17 protein-coding genes and 1 tRNA gene are annotated in these 18841 nt (G+C 72.2%); 14 read left to right on the forward strand and 4 right to left on the reverse strand.

Features of this window, described 5'->3' with window-relative positions:
• Window positions 1-41: 41 nt before the first annotated feature.
• The 5 genes from ACFY0I_RS07580 to ACFY0I_RS07600 all read left to right on the forward strand — a co-directional run bounded on the left by ACFY0I_RS07580 (window position 42) and on the right by ACFY0I_RS07600 (window position 4125).
• Window positions 42-947, forward strand: coding sequence for a LysR family transcriptional regulator (locus tag ACFY0I_RS07580; protein ID WP_388891524.1), 906 nt, complete (start codon window positions 42-44; stop codon window positions 945-947).
• 99 nt (window positions 948-1046) lie between these two features.
• Window positions 1047-1604, forward strand: a complete 558-nt coding sequence (locus ACFY0I_RS07585; RefSeq protein ID WP_388891527.1) for a cysteine dioxygenase — start codon at window positions 1047-1049, stop codon at window positions 1602-1604.
• Window positions 1604-2662, forward strand: coding sequence for a YeiH family protein (locus ACFY0I_RS07590; RefSeq protein WP_388891529.1), 1059 nt, complete (start codon window positions 1604-1606; stop codon window positions 2660-2662). The genes ACFY0I_RS07585 and ACFY0I_RS07590 overlap by 1 nt, the downstream gene beginning before the upstream one ends.
• Window positions 2663-2982: 320 nt before the next feature.
• The gene (locus ACFY0I_RS07595) at window positions 2983-3966 is read left to right on the forward strand and encodes a trypsin-like serine peptidase (RefSeq protein ID WP_388891532.1); all 984 of its coding nucleotides are present in this window, start codon (window positions 2983-2985) and stop codon (window positions 3964-3966) included.
• Between the two features lie 72 nt (window positions 3967-4038).
• Window positions 4039-4125: transfer RNA gene (locus tag ACFY0I_RS07600), tRNA-Ser, on the forward strand.
• 31 nt (window positions 4126-4156) lie between these two features.
• On the opposite strand, the gene ACFY0I_RS07605 is transcribed toward ACFY0I_RS07600, so the two are convergent.
• Window positions 4157-4483 carry a hypothetical protein gene (locus ACFY0I_RS07605; RefSeq protein WP_388891535.1) on the reverse strand — a complete coding sequence of 109 codons (327 nt, stop codon included), beginning with the start codon at window positions 4481-4483 and terminating at the stop codon, window positions 4157-4159.
• 188 nt (window positions 4484-4671) lie between these two features.
• Window positions 4672-5100, reverse strand: coding sequence for a GNAT family N-acetyltransferase (locus tag ACFY0I_RS07610; RefSeq protein WP_388891538.1), 429 nt, complete (start codon window positions 5098-5100; stop codon window positions 4672-4674).
• 199 nt (window positions 5101-5299) lie between these two features.
• Between ACFY0I_RS07610 and ACFY0I_RS07615 the strand changes: the two genes are divergently transcribed.
• The 9 genes from ACFY0I_RS07615 to ACFY0I_RS07655 all read left to right on the forward strand — a co-directional run bounded on the left by ACFY0I_RS07615 (window position 5300) and on the right by ACFY0I_RS07655 (window position 14813).
• Window positions 5300-5719, forward strand: coding sequence for a DUF6344 domain-containing protein (locus ACFY0I_RS07615; protein ID WP_388891540.1), 420 nt, complete (start codon window positions 5300-5302; stop codon window positions 5717-5719).
• Between the two features lie 1149 nt (window positions 5720-6868).
• Window positions 6869-7177, forward strand: coding sequence for a hypothetical protein (locus tag ACFY0I_RS07620; protein WP_388891543.1), 309 nt, complete (start codon window positions 6869-6871; stop codon window positions 7175-7177).
• A gap of 231 nt (window positions 7178-7408) precedes the next feature.
• A complete protein-coding gene (locus tag ACFY0I_RS07625) occupies window positions 7409-8560 on the forward strand; it encodes an acyl-CoA dehydrogenase family protein (protein WP_388891830.1) in 1152 nt (383 codons plus the stop codon).
• A complete protein-coding gene (locus ACFY0I_RS07630; protein WP_388891545.1) occupies window positions 8557-9525 on the forward strand; it encodes a bifunctional MaoC family dehydratase N-terminal/OB-fold nucleic acid binding domain-containing protein in 969 nt (322 codons plus the stop codon). Before ACFY0I_RS07625 ends, ACFY0I_RS07630 begins: the two co-directional genes overlap by 4 nt.
• Window positions 9525-10643, forward strand: a complete 1119-nt coding sequence (locus ACFY0I_RS07635) for an acyl-CoA dehydrogenase family protein (protein ID WP_388891548.1) — start codon at window positions 9525-9527, stop codon at window positions 10641-10643. Before ACFY0I_RS07630 ends, ACFY0I_RS07635 begins: the two co-directional genes overlap by 1 nt.
• A gap of 17 nt (window positions 10644-10660) precedes the next feature.
• Complete coding sequence (locus ACFY0I_RS07640; protein WP_388891833.1) at window positions 10661-11056, forward strand: MaoC family dehydratase; 396 nt, start codon at window positions 10661-10663, stop codon at window positions 11054-11056.
• On the forward strand, window positions 11053-12219 hold the full coding sequence (locus ACFY0I_RS07645) for a lipid-transfer protein (protein WP_388891551.1): 1167 nt from the start codon (window positions 11053-11055) through the stop codon (window positions 12217-12219). The genes ACFY0I_RS07640 and ACFY0I_RS07645 overlap by 4 nt, the downstream gene beginning before the upstream one ends.
• Window positions 12220-12401: 182 nt before the next feature.
• Complete coding sequence (locus ACFY0I_RS07650) at window positions 12402-12935, forward strand: SigE family RNA polymerase sigma factor (protein ID WP_281207491.1); 534 nt, start codon at window positions 12402-12404, stop codon at window positions 12933-12935.
• A 228-nt stretch (window positions 12936-13163) separates the two neighbouring features.
• Window positions 13164-14813: a long-chain fatty acid--CoA ligase gene (locus tag ACFY0I_RS07655; protein ID WP_388891554.1), complete on the forward strand. Its 1650-nt coding sequence runs from the start codon at window positions 13164-13166 to the stop codon at window positions 14811-14813.
• A 15-nt stretch (window positions 14814-14828) separates the two neighbouring features.
• On the opposite strand, the gene ACFY0I_RS07660 is transcribed toward ACFY0I_RS07655, so the two are convergent.
• Both ACFY0I_RS07660 and ACFY0I_RS07665 read right to left on the reverse strand, forming a co-directional pair.
• A complete protein-coding gene (locus tag ACFY0I_RS07660) occupies window positions 14829-15404 on the reverse strand; it encodes an antibiotic biosynthesis monooxygenase (RefSeq protein ID WP_388891557.1) in 576 nt (191 codons plus the stop codon).
• 13 nt (window positions 15405-15417) lie between these two features.
• Window positions 15418-18735, reverse strand: coding sequence for a PAS domain-containing protein (locus ACFY0I_RS07665; RefSeq protein WP_388891560.1), 3318 nt, complete (start codon window positions 18733-18735; stop codon window positions 15418-15420).
• Window positions 18736-18841 lie beyond the last annotated feature (106 nt).

Here is an 18841-nt window from a genome sequence, read left to right on the forward strand (position 1 = left end):
TCCGCTTACGGCCCCTCCCAACATCCGCTTATGCTTCGGTCGTGTTCGATTCACGGCACATACGGACATTCCATGAAGTGGTCACCGCGGGCTCCTACTCGGCGGCCGCGCGCGTCCTGGGCTACACCCAACCGGCGATCACCCAGCAGATGAAGGCGCTCGAACGCGCCGTGGGCACACCGCTGTTCACCCGCGTGGGCCGGACGATGAAACTCACCGAGGCCGGCGAGTCCCTGGCCCGTCACGCCGAGTCCATCCTGGGCAGCCTCTCCGCCGCCGAGGCCCAGCTGAAGGCCTACACGCGCCTGCGCACCGGCCGCGTACGGGTCTGCGGCTTCCCCAGCGCCAACGTCACCCTCGTCCCGGAAGCCCTGAGCGGACTCGCCAAAGAACATCCCGGCGTGCAGGTCGAACTGCTCGAAGGGGAACCGCCCGAGTCGCTGCGCCGGCTCCAGCGCGGCGAGTGCGACATCACCCTGGCCTTCACCTATCCGGGCCTGCACGAGGAGATCCCCGAGGACGTCGCCGAGGTCAGGCTGATGGAGGACCAGCTGACGGTGCTGCTTCCGACCGGGCACCCGCTCGCCCGCCGCCGGGCGGTGAACCTGGGCGACCTCGCCGAGGAACGGTGGATCGCGGGCTGCCCGCGCTGCCGGGCGAACCTGCTGCACGAATGCGCGGAGCTGGGCTTCGTTCCCGACATCCGGTTCGCGACCGACGACAACCTCGTGGTCCAGAGCCTCGTCGCACAGGGCCTGGGCGTGGCGATGATGCCCGCGCTGGTGCTGCCCTCGCTCTCGCTCAACCGGGTCTGCGGACGCGTGCTCCAGCCGGCGGCGCGCCGCCACATCGCCGCGTACGTGTACCGCGACCACCTGCGGATCCCGGCGACTGCCGTGGTGCTGGACGCGTTGAAGCAGGTCGCCTCGAACCGCGTCGGCTGCTGATCCGGCGACGCCACCGCACCCCAACCCATAAGCGGAGCTTGGGTTTTCAGGGCAGAACTGGTGTTGGACGTGATGGGCGGCCGGGCGGACGCTGCTCGCATGACCACCACCACGCCGGCCCGAACGACAGCGAGGATGGCCGCCCTCGTCAGTGAGATACGCAGGGTCGTGGACCGGGGACTGGCCCCCGACCTGACCGCCTACCTGGTCGGCGAACGACTCGCCCCGCACCTGGGCACGCCCGACCTGCTCACCGAGGGACAGCGCGAAGGCCACCTTGACCGGTACCGGCAGCACATCCTGCACACCGAACCGGACGGGAGCTTCTCGGTGGTCGCCCTGGTGTGGCTGCCCGGCCAGGAGACCTCCATCCACGACCACGTCGCCTGGTGCGTCGCCGGGGTCCACGAGGGCGCGGAGAGCGAGGTCCGTTACCGCCTCGCCCCCGCAGCGTCCCCGACGGAGCCCGCGCGTCTGGTGGCGACCGAGCAAGTGGTCAACGGCCAGGGCGACGTGTGCGGCTTCGCCCCGCCCGGCGACATCCACAAGGTGCGCAACTCCTGTCGTACGACGGCGATCTCGCTGCACGTCTACGGCGCCGACGTGGCCCGCCTGGGCAGCAGCGTCCGCCGGGTCTACCCGGAGCCGGTGGACTGATGGCCCTGCTGAACCGCACCCCGCACCGGCCGGAGCGGGTGCGGCTGCTCGACGTTTCACGTGAAACACGAAGTTCCTGGCCGGGGCTGCTCCTGGCCGCCGCGGGCGCGGTGGTGGCCTGGTGCGTGCACCTCCTGGTCCCGGCGGTGCCGATGCTCACCGCCGCCGTCGTACTCGGCATCGCCGTCGCCCACCTCCCCCGCCTGCGCACCGTCGTACGCGGGCCCGCCCGCCCCGGCCTGTCCCTGGCGGGCCGGCGACTGATGCGGATCGGCATCGTCCTGCTCGGTCTGGGGCTGGGCCTCGACCAGGTGGTGAAGCTGGGCTGGGCGACCGTACTGATGGTGACCGGCGTCGTCGCGGCCACCTTCTTCGGCACGCTCTGGCTGGGCCGCCGTCTCGGACTTCCGGGCGACCAACCCCTGTTGATCGCCACCGGCTACTCGATCTGCGGTGCCTCCGCGATCGGCGCGGTGAGTCAGGTCTCCGGCAGCGACGAGGAGGACGTGGCCTCCTCGGTGGCCCTCGTCACGCTCTGCGGAACCCTCGCCATTGCCGTTCTCCCGCTGCTCCAAAGCCCGTTGGGGCTCTCCGACCCGGCCTTCGGGCGCTGGGTGGGCGCGAGCGTCCACGACGTCGGGCAGGTCGTGGCGACCGCGCAGACCGCGAGCCCCGGCGCGCTCGGCGAGGCCGTTCTGGTCAAGCTGATGCGGGTGGCCCTGCTGGCCCCGCTGGTGGCGGCCGTGGCCTTCTCGCTACGGGCCCGGCGGCGCGGCGTACGCACGCCGTCCGGGCGCAGGCCCGCCCCGGTGCCGTTGTTCGTGGCCGGTTTCCTGGCCGCGGCCGCGCTGCGCGCGACGGGCACGCTGCCCGACGTGGCGCTGGAGTGGGCGCACACGACCCAGGAGGCACTCCTGGCAGCTGCCCTGTTCGGCCTCGGCAGCGCGGTGCACCTGCCGACGCTGGCCCGGACGGGCGGGCGGGCCGCGCTGCTGGGGCTGGGGGCGTGGGTGATGGTGGCGGGGGTCTCCTACGTGGGCGTCCTGCTCACCGTGTGACGCGGCGGCACAACGTGCGCCGACGAACGACATGACGCGGCGGAACAAGCGGAGTTGGCCATTTCCTGGCCGGAACCGACCGAACGTTCAGACTGCCCGCTGACATCTCACGGCCCCCGTGCGACTCTGCCCCGGCCACGCGTGGCAACACGGCGGATCCGCACCGACGGATCCGCACGTCCGCAGAGCCGCACATCCGCACTTCCGCACATCCGCACGTCCGTACAGCCGATCCGCACCGACAGATCCGCACCGACAGAGCTCTTCACCCCCACCCTGCCCGGGCCCGACCGGTCCGGGCACGGCAGAAGGAGTCCTGCGTGAATCGTCATCGCACGGCGGCGTCCGTCCTCCTCGCCGCGGGCACCTTGCTCGCGGGAGCCCTGACGGCGGCCACCCCCTCGGCCGCGGCGGAAGCGTCGCCCACCTCGTTCCGACAGCATCACAGTCAGGGGTTCTGGACCGCTGAACGGATGCGGCAGGCCCTCCCGCTCGACGTGACGGCCGCCCCCGGGTCGGTCCGGTCAACCCCCTCGGCCGCCGGCCGGCCCACCCTCGTGGCCCCGACGGCCGCCTCGGTCTCCTCCCCCGCCGCGTCCTCCGCCTCCGCCTCCCCGTCGGCGTTCCCGCAGGCCGGCGGCGCCTGGACGGGCGGCGGGGCGATCGTGAAGACCTCGGGCCGGGTCTTCTTCACCATGGGCGGCCGGACCGCGTCCTGCTCCGGCGACTCGGTCACGAGCGCCAACGGCAGCACGGTCATCACCGCCGGCCACTGCGTGAAGTACCAGGGTGCCTGGCACACGAACTGGGTCTTCGTACCCGCCTACGACAACGGCAACGCGCCCTACGGCCAGTGGTCCGCGACCAAGACCTTCGCCACGGACCAGTGGGCGGCGAGCGAGGACATGAACATGGACGTCGGCCTCGCCGTCGTCGCCCCCCTGAACGGCCAGAAGCTCAGCCAGGTCGTCGGGGCCCAGGGCATCCTCTTCAACGGCGGCTACAACAAGAAGATGTACTCCTTCGGCTTCCCCGCGGCGGCGCCCTACGACGGCTCCAAGCTCGTCTACTGCAGCGGCAACAGCAACAAGGACTTCCTGCTCACCAAGGACCACGGCCTGGGCTGCAACATGACCGGCGGATCCAGCGGCGGCCCGTGGTTCCAGGACTTCAACGAGGCGACCGGCCTCGGCACCCAGGTCTCGGTGAACAGCTTCGGCTACGTCTTCCTCCCGAACCGGATGTACGGCCCCTACTTCGGCAACGAGGCCAAGGCGGCCTACGACAAGGCCCAGACCTCCTGACCCACCCCGCTCCCGGCCCGCTCGGAACACCCACCCCACCCACCCCCACATCCCGGTACTCTGTACCGGCCAGGTGGGTTGCCCGAGCGGCCTAAGGGAACGGTCTTGAAAACCGTCGTGGCAGCGATGTCACCGTGGGTTCAAATCCCACACCCACCGCCGGTGAACGGCCCCTGACCGGGTTCCATGGTCAGGGGCCGTTCGCGTGCTCGGCGACCTCGTCCCAATCCGTCGCCGGCAGCTCGGCCCAGGTGATCCAGGACGCCTCGGGTGCGTCTCGCCCCCAGGGCTGCATGTCGGCGAGGGTCTCCGGTGAGACGTCGGCCGGTAGGCCGCGGTGGTCGGCGAGGGGACGGAACGTGTCGGTGTCGCGGACGCCGAACAGGGATCCGAACGCCAGGTAGGAGCGGCCGTCGTAGAGGTGCGCGTGGTTGATGGCTCCGTGCCAGGTGCGGTCGTCCTCGTCGAGCCGGCGGTCCCAGCGGCACTCGACGAAACCGTTCAGGTCAATGCCCATGGCCGGGATTGTTCCCCGTCGGGGTAAGGGGAGCGAGGCGTTTTTCGGGTTGCCGGGAGGGCTCGGGCGTGCGGTACGGCGTTCCTAACGCCCGCGGTCCTGCGCGAGGTCGGTCCAGGGGAGGGAGAGGGGGGCGGGGTCGGCCGAGGTCCCGGACGGGAGTCCCCGGGACCAGGGCGGTTGAGTCGTCAGCGGTCGCGGGGGAGGCCGAAGCCGGCCATTTCCTTCTCCTCGTACGAGAGGAAGCCCAGGTCGCGGTAGAAGGCGTGACTGACCTTGCCCTCGGGGGATGCGGCGTGGTCCGTGGAGAGCAGGAAGAAGCGGCAGTGTCGGTAGCGCTCCTTGAGCGCTTCGAGCAGCGCGCGGCCGATGCCCTTGCGGTGGTGGGCGGGGTCGACGAGCAGGTCCTGGACGTAGCAGACGTGCTCGTCGTCGGAGATCGTCCGCGCCAGACCCATGAGGTGCCCCGACTCGTCCCGGGCCGTCAGGACCAGGTGCGAGTTGGCCACGCCGCGACGCAGGCGCTCCGGGTCGGAGGTGTAGCCCACCCACCCCACCGAGTCGTAGAGGGCCAGCAATTCCCGTGCGTCGAAGGAGAGTTCCTGCTGAATGATCATGCGCTGCCCCTGTCTCGTCGGGTGTCCGGGCGCCGGTCGTTCCATGATCTTGTCAGATGTGGATTGGTGTCTTTTGGGCCGTCCGAGTGGTGTTTGTCGGAAGATCGGCGCGCGTTGTGGGGGCTCTCCGGTTGCGACCACATCATGACGAATGTATTCAGATCCATCCGTCGGAACATCGCGAAATGAGGCGCTCGTCATGAACAACCGCAGCACCGTCACGTCGATCTGGACCACCGTCCTCGCCGCTCTGGTGGCGCTCCTCGGCCTCCTCGGCCTCGCCTCGAAGACCGCCCCGGTGGCGGCCGCCGCGGTTGCCGCTCCTGCGGTCCCCGCCGTGCGCCGGCCGGTCGTCGTGGCGCGGCGGACGTGGCGGGCGATGATGCGGGGTGGGTCGCTCCCGCCGACGATCAAGCAGCGGATCCGCGCCGAGGCCCATGGCAAGACCCCGTCCGTCCGTCGCTCGACCACTGCTGCCGCACTTGCCGGGAACGCCGGAACCGCTGGTGCTGCCGGTACTGCCGTCGGAACCGAGCCGGCCGTGACGGTGCCGTCCGGTCCGGTGGCCGTGACGACGCGCCGAGCCGCTGGGCGGGGACAGCTGGGGCTGGCCGCGTAGGAGAGCTCGTCCGCAGTCCGCCGTAGTGGGCTCGGGAACGGTCCCGGGCGCGAGGGCGGGTGCGTGAAGCGGATGTGTGAAGTGAACGCGTAAGTGAGTGAGTGAGTGGTGAGGCCGTGGGAGCAGGCGCCACGGAAGTGCGAACGGTGGCCATGGGGCCGATGCCGGACGACCGGTGGTCGTAGGGCACGGGCCGTAGAGCCATGAGGGGTTGGGTCGGAGCTCGTGAGCCCGAGTCGGCGGGACCTGAAGGTGTGGGGCCCGAAGCACCTGGACCCGAGGTGGCGAGACCGAAGTGGCTGGACCCGAAGCAGTGCACTCGCAAGCGGTGGAGCCGGAAGTGGCGGAGCCGTGCGCGGTAGGACCCGAAGTGGCAGGAACGGTGTCAGGCAGGTTGCTCCGCCGGCAGGACCGGACGCTATAGGTCCGGAACGGTTGGCATGACGGCATGACGGCATGACGGCGTGACGGCGTGACGGCGTGACGGCACGTAGGCGAGCGCGAGGCGCGTGAAGAGCGCGACGTGAAGCACGTGAAGCACGTGAAGCACGGAAGCGCGGAAGCGCGTGAAGTGTGACGGGCGAAGGACGAAGGGTGAAGGACGAGCGCACAGTCGGAAACGTGATGCGCGAAGGGTGACGTACGCAGCGCTCCGCGCGAAGCGCGAAGGGTGTCCGGTCGTACCGAGTGGGAACGCGAGGCGCTTGAGCCCGGTCCGTTGTGGCCGTGGATCGCGTCGCGAAGTGCCCCGGGAGCGGGGCACGGTTGGCTTGCCCCGGCGGGCGCCGGGGGCGTGCAGGGGGCGTGAAGGTTGGTATCGCAGGGCCGCATGCCCGGGAGACGGTGGGGTTCCCGGATGACGCGGCCCTCTTCGGCATGTCCGGGGTGTGGGGGTTTGGCGGAACGCTTCGCCCTTTGTGCGGCACGGGTTCCGCTGGTGCTCGGGGCGCTGATCTGCGGCGTCGACGGAGCGAACCGGGTTTATCCGGAGTTGGTCATGCTTGCGGGGGAATCGGGGGCTGCGGGGTGGTTCGCCGGGGATTCGGTGGGCAACTCTGGTTCCGCGACGTCGTCAGCACACGCAACGACCGAGGCGGTCGGCCAACTGCCTCGAAGTACACCCGACTTCGGTTTCTGGAGGATTCAGACATGGCAAGCATCCGTACCGCCCGCGTCATCGCCGCCGTCGCCGCTCTCCCCCTCGCCGCCGCCCTCTTCGGCGGGGTGGCCTCGGCCGACAACGGCGCCTTCGCGAACGACGGATCGAATGCGAGCATCGCGAGCATCATCGGCAGCGGTGTGGGCGGCAACAACCACGGCAACTCCTCCACCTCGCAGCAGGTGGCCACCGGCTCCGGCGCGTCGAACCAGAACAACACGGCGCAGGTCAACGGATCGGCCTTCACGGCGATCCACCAGGCCAACTCGAACATCGCGGTGAACTTCTTCCCCTGGTGACAGCAGTCCCGCGGGCCGCTCGGGCGGCCACCGACCGTTGAGGGCGCCCGTACGACCGGACCGGCTGGGGTCCGGTAGTGCGGGCGCTCCCGCATGTCCCGCAGCCCGCTCGTCACGGGCCGGCATCCGCTGCCCGGCGGGGGCGGCCTCGGCTCCCGACCTTGACATCGCCACTGAATCTGACGGACAGTCAGGTTCACTCTGCCGATGTCCCGCCGGGAGGCCCGCGCCGTGCACCTCGCCCCGACCGAAGGCCAGTTGCGGCTGCGCGCCGAACTGCGCGCGTACTTCAAGAACCTGCTGCCGGACGGGGTCCCCGAAGGCCTCGAAGCGCAGCGCGCGGTCCTGCGTCGGATCGGCGCCGACGGACTGCTCGGCCTCGGCTGGCCCGTGCGGTACGGAGGCCAAGGCCGAGGTGCCGACGAGCAGTTCGTGTTCTTCGACGAGGCCTACCGCGCGGGCGCCCCCGTCTCCATGGTCACGCTCAACACCGTCGGCCCCACCCTCATGAAGTACGGGACCGAGGAACAGAAGGCCTACTTCCTGCCCCGGATCCTCAAGGGCGACATCGTCTTCGCCATCGGCTACTCGGAGCCCGAGGCGGGTACCGATCTCGCCTCGCTGCGCACCCGGGCCGTCCGCGAGGACGACGCGTGGGTGATCGACGGGCAGAAGATCTTCACGTCGAACGCCCAGAACGCGGACTGGATCTGGCTCGCCTGCCGTACCGATCCCGAGGCCCCGAAACACAAGGGCATCTCGATCGTCCTGGTGCCGACGGACAGTCCGGGCTTCGGCTGGACCCCGATCGACACGGTCGGCGGCCTCACCACCACGGCCACGTACTACGACTCCGTGCGCGTGCCGGCCGGTCACCTCGTCGGCCCCGAGCACGGCGGCTGGGGCCTGATCACCAACCAGCTGAACCACGAACGCGTCGCCCTCGCCGCCATCGGCATGCAGGCCGAGGACTTCTACGAGGCGGCCCTCCGTCACGCCCGGACCCCGGACCCGGCCACCGGCGAGCGTCCGGCCGACCTGCCCTGGGTGCGGTCCCGGCTCGCCGAGGCGCACGCCCGGCTGGCCGCCGTACGCCTCCTCAACTGGCGCCTCGTCCAGGACGTGGGCGCGGGCGCCCTCGCCCCCGGCGACGCCAGCGGGGTGAAGTTCCTCGGCACCGAGTCCACCGTCGAGGTGTACCGGATGTGCCAGGAGGTGGTCGGCGAGGACGCCCTGGTCAGGGGGCCCGACGCGTTCGCCGGCGGCGAGCTGGAGCGGATGAACCGGGCCGCCCAGATCAACACCTTCGGCGGCGGGGTCAGCGAGGTCCAGCGGGAGATCGTCGCGATGATGCGGCTCGGCATGAAGGGGAGGAAGCGATGACCGGGGCACAGGCCGCCCAGGAGGCGGACCCGTTCCACGAGCGGCTGAAGGCGTTCGAGGGGCGGCCCGCCGCCACCGCGGGCCGCGCCAAGGACGCGGTCAACGAGCCGATGATCCGGCATTGGTGCGAGGCGATGGGGGACACGAACCCCGCCTACACCGGCCCCGACGCCATCGCACCGCCCACCATGCTCCAGGCGTGGACCCTGGGCGGGCTGTCCGGCCACACCGACCGGTCGTCCGCCTACGACGAGTTGCTCGGCCTCCTCGACGGCGCGGGCTGCACCTCCGTCGTCGCCACCGACTGCGAGCAGGAGTACCTGCGGCCGCTGCGCCCGGGGGACACGGTGACCTTCGACGCGGTGATCGAGTCGGTTTCGGCGCGCAAGACGACGAAGCTGGGCAGCGGGCACTTCGTGACGACCCGGATGGACGTCCACGCGAACGGCGAGCTCGCCGGAACACACCGCTTCCGCATCCTCAAGTACGCCCCGGCCACCGCGGCGGCCACCGCCTCTGCCACCGCCGCGGCGGCGACCCCGGCTACCGCCGACCGGACGCCCGCCGCCCGCCGACCCCGCCCGGTCATCAACCGCGACAACCGGGGGTTCTGGGACGGGGTCGCACGGCACCGGCTCCTCATCCAGCGCTGCACCGGCTGCGCCACCCTCCGCTTCCCGTGGCTCCCCGGCTGCAACGCCTGCGCCTGCCCCGAATGGGACACCGTCGAGGCCTCCGGCGCCGGCACGGTGTTCTCGTACGTCGTGATGCACCACCCGGCGTTCCCCGCCTTCGCGCCGCCCTACGCGGTCGCGCTCGTCGAACTCGCCGAAGGGGTCCGGATGGTCAGCAACATCACCGGCGTCCCCTACGACAAGGTGCGCATCGGGATGCCCGTCCAGCTGGAGTTCCTGCGGGTCGACGAGGAACTCGAACTGCCCGTCTTCCGGGGGAGCGAGGGCTGATGGACTTTCACCCCACCGAGGAACAGGCCGCCGCGGCCGACCTCGCCGCCACGATCTTCGGAGACCTCGCCACCCACGAGCGCCTCGCCGCCGCGGGCACCGGTAGCGACGCCGAACTGTGGAAGGCCCTCACCGCCGCCGGACTCACCTCCGCGGTCGAGGACATCGGCCTGCTCGGCCTCGTCCTGCTGCTGGAGGAGCAGGGCCGCACCACCGCCCAGGTGCCGTACGCGGCCACCTGCGCGTACGGGATCCTGCCCCTGACCCGGCACGGCAGCGACGCGCAGCGCGCCCGGCTGCTGCCCGCCCTCGGTACGGGCGAGGTCGTGGTTTGCGGGGCCTTCCCTGCCCGCGGCCGGATCACCGCCTCGCCGGCGGGACGGCTCACCGGCAACGCGCCGTTCGTGCCCTGGCTGCGGGACGCCACGCACGTCCTGGTCCCGGACGCGGACCGCACCCTGTGGCTCGTACGGACCGACGCGCCCGGAGTACGCACCACCCCGGTGGACACCACCGCCCCCTGGGCGGCCGGACGGCTGGAGCTGGCCGATGCCGACGGGGAGCGCCTCGGCGACGGCCCCGGGGCGTACGAGGACACGCTCGCTGTGGCCCGTACCGCCTTCGCCGGCCTCCAGGCGGGCGTCTGCGCCGGCTCGCTGGCCCGGGCCGTGGAGTACACCTCCACCCGGGAGCAGTTCGGCCGGCCCCTGTCCACCAACCAGGGCGTCATGCTGCGCGCCGCCGACGCGTACATGGACACCGAGGCGATCCGGGTCACCGCGTACGAGGCGGCCTGGCGCATCGACGCCGGGCTCCCGGCGGGCTCCCACGCCCTCACGGCGGGTTGGTGGGCCTCCGAGGCAGGCAAGCGGGTCGTGCACGCGGGCCAGCACCTGCACGGCGGCATGGGCGCCGACCTGGACCATCCTGTGCACCGGCACTTCCTGTGGGGGCGCCAGTTGGACGCGTACCTGGGCTGCGGCAGCGAGCTGCTGGCCGAGCTGGGCACGCTCCTGGCCGACGCGGCAGACCTGCGCGACCTGCTCGACCCGCCCCACCCGTCCGAAGACGGCGCGGCAGCCGCCGCGATCCCGGCCACCGAAGGGGACGACGCATGAACGCCGGCGACACACCGCTGAGGGTCGGCGACACGCTGCCGCCCCTGGAGATACCGGTGACCCGCACCCTGATCGTCGCGGGCGCGATCGCCTCCCGCGACTACCAGGACGTGCACCACGACGCCGTGCTGGCCCGGGAGAAGGGCTCCCCCGACATCTTCATGAACATCCTGACCACCAACGGCCTCGTCGGCCGGTACGTGACGGACCGGCTGGGCCCGCACACCGTGCTGCGCAAGGTGGCCATCCGCCTGGGCGCTCCCAACCACCCGGGCGACACCATGACCCTCACCGGCACCGTCACCGCCCTCGACGGGGCCACCGCCGAGATCGGGATCGTCGGCGCCAACGGTCTCGGCCGGCACGTCACCGGAACGGTCACCGTGAGCCTGCGCCCGGGGGCCGCCGCATGAGCGTCCGTACCCGCGACCAGCTCGGCGGCCGGGCCGCCATCGCCGGCATCGGCGCGACGGAGTTCTCCAAGGACTCCGGCCGCAGCGAGCTCAAGCTCGCCGTCGAGGCCGTGCACGCCGCCCTCGACGACGCCGGGCTGACCCCGGCCGACGTGGACGGCATGGTCACCTTCACGATGGACACCAGCCCCGAGATCACCGTCGCCCAGGCGGCCGGCATCGGGGACCTCTCCTTCTTCTCCCGGATCCACTACGGCGGCGGCGCGGCCTGCGCCACCGTCCAGCAGGCGGCGCTGGCCGTCGCCACCGGGGTGGCGGAGGTCGTCGTCTGCTACCGGGCCTTCAACGAGCGCTCGGGCCGCCGCTTCGGCTCCGGCGTCCAGCAACGGGAACCCTCGGCGGAGGGCGCGGCCCTCGGCTGGTCCTTGCCCTGGGGCCTGCTCACCCCGGCTTCCTGGGTGGCGATGGCCGCCCAGCGCTACCTGCACACGTACAACCTCACCCCCGAGGCGTTCGGCCACGTCGCCGTCACCGACCGGCGGCACGCCGCCAACAACCCGGCGGCCTACTTCCACGGCAAGCCGATCACCCTCGCCGACCACGCGGCCTCCCGGTGGATCGTGGAGCCGCTGCGGCTGCTGGACTGCTGCCAGGAGACCGACGGCGGCCAGGCCCTCGTCGTCACCACCACCGAGCGGGCCCGGGACCTGCGGCAGGTACCCGCCGTGATCACCGCCGCCGCGCAGGGGGCGGGGCGCCGGCAGGAGGCGATGACCTCCTTCTACCGCGACGACCTCTCCGGGCTCCCGGAGATGGACGTGGTCGCCCGCCAGCTGTGGCGGACCAGCGGGCTGCGCCCCTCGGACATCGACGTCGGGATCCTCTACGACCACTTCACCCCCTTCGTGCTGATGCAGTTGGAAGAGTTCGGTTTCTGCCGGCGCGGCGAGGCCGCCGACTTCGTCGCCGCCGACGCGCTGCCGCTCAACACCCACGGGGGGCAGCTCGGGGAGGCCTACCTGCACGGCATGAACGGCATCGCCGAGGCCGTCCGCCAGCTGCGCGGCACCTCCGTCAACCAGGCCGAGGGAGCCGCGCACGCCCTGGTCACGGCGGGTACCGGGGTGCCGACCTCGGGGCTGATCCTCGGCGTCGACCGCTGACGTACGGGTGTCGGGGACGTCGCCGCGCGGGTGTCGGGGCCGCCTCCGTCGCCCACGGGTGGCGGGGCGCGTCCCTCCACCTTCAGGAGGTGGGGCACGGCCCGGTCCTACAACCTGAGACGGACCCGCGTTCGGCACCTGGGGCCGATCCGGTGGGCGCGGTCCGCTTCTAGCGTGGAGCCATGACCACGCCTGTGTGCACGCTCGCCTCGAACCCGACGCCGTACCCGTCGTTCTCGGCGTACGTACGGACCCGCGGCACGGTCCTGATGCGCACCGCGCGCTCGCTCACCGCCAACCCGTGCGATGCCGAGGACCTGCTTCAGACGGCCCTCGCCAAGACGTACGTCGCCTGGGACCGCATCGAGGACCACCGGGCGCTGGACGGCTACGTCCGGCGGGCCCTGGTCAACACCCGTACCTCCCAGTGGCGCAAGCGCAAGGTCGACGAGTTCGTCTGCGACGAGCTCCCGGAGGTCGAGGAGCCGCCCGCCGCCGATCCCGCGGAGGCGCAGGCCCTGCGGGACGCGATGTGGCGCGCGGTGACCCGGCTGCCCGACCGTCAGCGGGCCATGGTGGTCCTGCGCTACTACGAGGACCTGAGCGAGGTGCAGACCGCCGAGGTGCTCGGGGTTTCGGTCGGTACGGTCAAGAGCGCCGTCTCCCGAGCCCTGGTCAAGCTCCGCGAGGACCCGGAACTCACTCCGGTCCGCTGAACACCGCTCGTTTCACGTGAAACCCAGCCGTCGTTTCACATGAAACGTCGGCCCGTTTCACGTGAAACAGAACCCTCGTTTCACGTGAAACACCGCCACACGCGACTCCGCACAGTGATCGTCGCAGCTGTTTGTACTCCCGGGTAGTGACAGACCGACCGGTACGTGCGCAGAATCGGCAGCATCCGCACACCGCCGCAGCGCCGCAGCGCTCACCGGGAGGACGCTTTGCTGAGCACCATGCAGGACGTACCGCTCCTCGTCACCCGCATACTTCGACACGGGATGACGATCCACGGGAAGTCCCAGGTCACGACCTGGACCGGGGAGGCCGAGCCGCACCGCCGCAGCTTCGCCGAGATCGGTACCCGCGCCAACCGTCTGGCCACCGCCCTGCGCGACGAGCTCGGCGTCCGGCAGGACGACCGCGTGGCGACCCTCATGTGGAACAACGCGGAGCACGTGGAGGCGTACTTCGCGATCCCGTCCATGGGCGCGGTCCTGCACACGCTCAACCTGCGGCTGCCTCCGGAGCAGCTGGTCTTCATCGTGAACCACGCCGTGGACAAGGTCGTCCTGGTCAACGGCACCCTGCTGCCGCTCCTCGCACCGCTGCTGCCGCACCTGCCGACCGTCGAGCACGTCGTCGTCGCCGGCATCGGTGACCGCTCTGCCCTCGACGGCCTCGACGTGCGCGTGCACGAGTACGAGGAACTCATCGAGGGCCGCTCCGACCACTACGACTGGCCCGAGCTGGACGAGCGCCAGGCCGCGGCCATGTGCTACACCTCCGGCACCACCGGCGACCCCAAGGGCGTCGTCTACTCCCACCGGTCCATCTACCTGCACTCCATGCAGGTCAACATGGCCGAGTCGATGGGGTTGAGCGACAAGGACACCACCCTCGTCGTCGTCCCGCAGTTCCACGTGAACGCCTGGGGCCTGCCGCACGCCACCTTCATGACCGGCATCAACATGCTGATGCCCGACCGGTTCCTCCAGCCCGCTCCGCTCGCCGAGATGATCGAGCGCGAGAAGCCCTCCCACGCCGCGGCCGTCCCCACCATCTGGCAGGGGCTGCTGGCCGAGGTCACCGCCCACCCGCGGGACCTGACCTCGATGAAGCAGGTCACCATCGGGGGTTCGGCCTGTCCGCCCTCCCTGATGGAGGCCTACGACCGGCTCGGCGTCCGGCTGTGCCACGCCTGGGGCATGACCGAGACCTCCCCGCTGGGCACCATGGCCCACCCCCCGGCCGGCCTGAGCGCCGAGGAGGAATGGTCCTACCGGGTGACCCAGGGCCGCTTCCCGGCGGGCGTCGAGGCGCGCCTCGTCGGTCCCGGCGGCGACCACCTGCCCTGGGACGGCGAGTCCGCGGGCGAGCTGGAGGTGCGCGGCACCTGGATCGCGGGCGCCTACTACGGCGGCGCTGCCGGTGAACCCCAACGTCCCGAGGACAAGTTCAGCGCCGACGGCTGGCTCAAGACCGGGGACGTCGGCGTGATCAGCCCCGACGGCTTCCTCACCCTGACCGACCGGGCCAAGGACGTCATCAAGTCGGGCGGCGAGTGGATCTCCAGCGTCGAGCTGGAGAACGCGCTGATGGCCCACCCCGAGGTGGCCGAGGCGGCGGTCGTCGCCGTCCCGGACGACAAGTGGGGCGAGCGTCCGCTGGCCACCGTCGTCCTCAAGGAGGGTGCGACCGTGGACTACGCGGGGCTGCGCGACTTCCTCGCCGCGTCGATCGCCAAGTGGCAGCTGCCGGAGCGTTGGAGCCTGGTCGCGGCCGTGCCGAAGACCAGCGTCGGCAAGTTCGACAAGAAGGTGATCCGCAAGCAGTACGCGGACGGCGCCCTGGACGTCACCACCCTCGGCTGACCGGGCCGGCGGAGGTCAGCCGCGCGTGAGCCACGGCCGCAGCAGCCTGCTGACGGCCGGCATGGCCACGTAGGTCATCAGGGTGCTGAAGACGACCGCGAACGCGGCCGTCCGCAGCACGAAGTGCAGGTCCACCAGGTACGGCCCGAGCACCGCGTTGCCCACCAGCGAGATCGGGAAGATGGCCAGCCCCGAGCTGACCACCATCTTCCAGCGCGGCGGCGCGGGCCGGGTCGTACCCGGCTTGGCGAACCACGTTTCCATGCCGTGCAGTTCGCGCCGGGCTATCTCGGTGTGGTGGTGGCCGAGGCAGTTCGAGAACCACTGCGCCCGCTCGGGCGAGTCCTGCCAGCGCGCCAACGCGTCCTGGTTGCGGAAGCGGTGCACGAGGAACCACGGCCCGCCCTCCACCGCGGGCCGGAACAGTCCGTAGCCGAGGTGGTCGGGGAAACCGGCGGCCGTCTCCAGGATCCCGTGCGCCCACGCCTCGAACGTCTCCTCGTGGCCCGGCTCCACCTGCCGGGCGATCAGGAGGCTCACTTCGCCGTTGTCGGCGGGGACGGTCTGCTCGGACGTGTCGGTGATGGCCATCGGCCCAGGATGACTAGTTGGTGCCGATCTTGGCCAGCAGGTCCACGATGCGGCCCTGCACGTCCGCGGTGGTGGCCCGCTCGGCGAGGAACAGCACGCTCTCCCCGGAGGCCAGCCGCGGCAGTTCGGACGGCTCGATGCCGGCGGTCGTGTAGACGACCAGCGGCGTGCGGTTCAGCTGCCCGTTCGCGCGCAGCCAGTCCACGATCCCGGCCCGCCGGCGCCGGACCTGCATCAGGTCCATGACCACCAGGTTGGGCCGCATCCGGCTGGCCAGTTCCACGGCGTCGGTGTCGGCGCCCGCCCGTGCGACCTGGAGGCCGCGCCGCTCCAGCGCCGCGGTCAGGGCGGTGGCGATCTCGGTGTGCTCCTCGATCAGCAGCACCCGGGAGGGGTGCTGCTCGCTGTCGCGCGGCGCGAGCGCCTTCAACAACACGGCCGGATCGGCGCCGTACGCGGCTTCCCGCGTGGCATGACCCAGCCCGGCCGTGACCAGGACGGGTACCTCGGCGGCCACCGCGGCCTGCCGCAGGGACTGCAGGGCGGTCCGGGTGATCGGACCGGTCAGCGGGTCGACGAACAGGGCTGCGGGGAAGGCCGCGATCTGGGCGTCGACCTCCTCACGGGAGTGCACGATCACCGGGCGGTAGCCGCGGTCGCTCAGGGCCTGCTGGGTCTGCGCGTCGGGCGCGGGCCACACCAGCAGCCGGCGCGGGTTGTCCAGCGGCTCCGGAGGCAGCTCGTCGTCCACGGGCCGCGGTACGGGCCGGTTCACCACCTCGACGGCGCCACCGGGGCCGTCCAGCGGTTCGGGGCCCTCGTCGGAGCCCGCCTCGGGCGCCCCTATGGCGAAGGCGCGTCCCTGGGGAGCCGGTTCGGAGAGCCGACGACGCCGGCCCGAGCCGGAACCGCCCTGCCCCGCACCGTTGGTGTCGCCCGCGCCGGGGTCCACGGAGATGCCCTGACCCAGGGTGCCGAGCGCGCGCACGCTGATCGGCTGCCCTGCGGTCGCAGGGGCGCCGGCGGGCCGGCGGGCACCGGGGACGGCGGCCGGAGCGGCCTGCCCCGCCTCCTCGGAAGCGGTACGGGCCGACGGCACGGGCCACGCCGGGGTGGCGGGCACCCCGCGGCGCCTGCCGGTCGGGTGCGCGGGATCCTCGGAGTCCTCGGCGGAGACCTCGGGCGCCTCGGGATCGGCGGTCGTGGGCGCACCGAGCACCCGGCGCCCGCGCCGGCCCGACGCGTCGGCGTCGGCTTCGGCGGGAGCGGGGGCCGAGCCGGCCATCGCGGGGGCCTGCGGGGCGGCCGGAGTCGGACCGGCGGGCAGCGCGAAGCCGCCCTCGGGGGCGATGGGGCGGGGCGCCGCGAGCCCGGCCGCCGGCACGGGACCACCGGGCTGCGCCGCCGGAGCCACGGGACCCAGCGCCCTGCGGCGTCCGGCCGGATGCTCGGTGACGGGTACCGGGGGCACCGCCGGTACGGGGGGCAGCGCGGGCATGGCGTTGCCCCGCGGGGGCACGGGCCGGCCGGCTTCGCCGCGCTCGGCGTCGGCGCTGCCGTCGCCGTCCCGGCCGCGCCGGCGCCCGGTGCCGAGCCCGGCGGGGTTCACCGGGGACTGCGCGAGTTCCGCCGGACCGGAGTCGACGGGGCTGCCGTCCGCCCGACGCCGCCCGGACGGCAGCGCCAGCGCGCCCCCGCCCTCACGGGCCCCGGGGGCCTTCGCCCCGTCGGCCGCGTCCGCCCCGTCGTCCAGGAAGGCGTCCACACCGCGCCGGGCCCGGCGCCCACCGGGGCCGTTGCCGTCCGAGGCGTTGCCCGCGCCCTGGCCGCCCTCCGGCGCCGGCGGCTCCTCGGGGGGCTCCGGCAGGGTCACCGTCCCCGCGCCCGAGCCGAGCGGCAGTTCCAGTACGTACGCCCCGCCGGGCGCACCCGGCACCTCCACCGTCTGCAGGACTCCGCCGTGCGCGGCGACGATGCCCCGTACGACCGGCTCGTGCACGGGGGTACCGCCCTCGTGGGGGCCGCGCACCTCGATCCGTACGACCTCGCCGCGCTGGGCGGCGGCGACCACGATCGTCGAGTCCCCGTACCCGCTGCCCTGGGCGGTCTTGCCGGTGGCGTCCACGCCGGCGACGTCGGCGACCAGGTGCGCGAGGGCGGTCGCGATGCGTTCCGCGTCCACCTCGGCCTCGATGGTCGGGGCGTGCACGGCGAACTGCACCCGGCCGGGGCCGATCAGTTCGACCGCGCCGTCGATGCCGTCCGAGACGACGGTGTTGATCAGGACGTTCTTCTTCTTGAGCTTCTCGGCGCCGGCGTCGAGCCGCTGGAAGGCGAGCACGTTGTCCACCAGCGCGGTCATCCGCGAGTACCCGGCGGCCAGGTGGTGCAGCAGCTGGTTCGCCTCGGGCCACAGCTGGCCCGCGTCGTCGGCGGCCAGGGTGGCCAGTTCCCCGCGCAGTTCGTCGAGGGGGCCGCGCAACGACTCCCCGAGAACGGCCAGCAACTGGGCGTGGCGCGCCGCGAGGGCGTCGTAGGCCCGGCGGTCGGTGAACGTCATGACGGCGCCGACGAGCAGCTCCCCGTCCCGTACGGGCGAGGTCGTCAGGTCGACGGCGACGGGCTGTCCGGACTTGTTCCACAGCACCTGCCCGCGGACCCGGTGCTTGCGGCCGCTGCGCAGGGTGTCGGCGAGGGGGGACTCGTCGAAGGGGAACGGCGAGCCGTCGGCGCGCGAGTGCTGCACCAGCCCGTGCAGCTCGCGGTTGCCGAGGTCGGTGGCGCGGTAGCCGAGGATCTGCGCGGCGGCCGGATTCACCAGCACGACCCGACCGTCGGTGTCCGTGCCCACGACGCCCTCGGCGGCGGCCCGCAGGATCATCTCGGTCTGCCGCTGCGACCGGGCCAGCTCGGCCTCGGTGTCGACGGTTTCGGAGAGGTCCCGCACGACGAGCATCAGCAGCTCGTCACCGGTGTAGGCGGGCTGGGGCTCGCGGTAGGCGTCGCGGCCGTCGAGGTGGGCGCTGGTGACCTCGACGGGGAACTCGGAGCCGTCGGTACGGCGCGCGGTCATCCGCTTGGGCTTGGAACGCCCCTCGTCGTTGTCGCCGGGCCGACGCATCGAACCGGGGATCAGCTTGGAGTCGAACTCCGGCAGCAGGTCCAGCACGCCGCGTCCGACGAGCCCCGTGCCGGGGCTCTCCATGACCGCGAGGGCGATCGAATTCGCGTTGACGACCGTGCCGTTGGCGTTGACGAGCAACAACGCGTCCGGAAGCGCGTCGAGTATTGCTGCGAGGCGAGCAGCGCCTCGGGATGGCCTGCTGCTCACGACGAGCTTCCTCCCTGACCACGACTACCGGCATGTCACGGGAGGAGTCTAAGCGCACGGCCCCGCGGCGGGGTGGCGGATGTACGGGGGAAAACGCGCATCCGGC

The organism is Streptomyces sp. NPDC001568 (genome assembly GCF_042893755.1).
GTDB lineage: Bacteria > Actinomycetota > Actinomycetes > Streptomycetales > Streptomycetaceae > Streptomyces.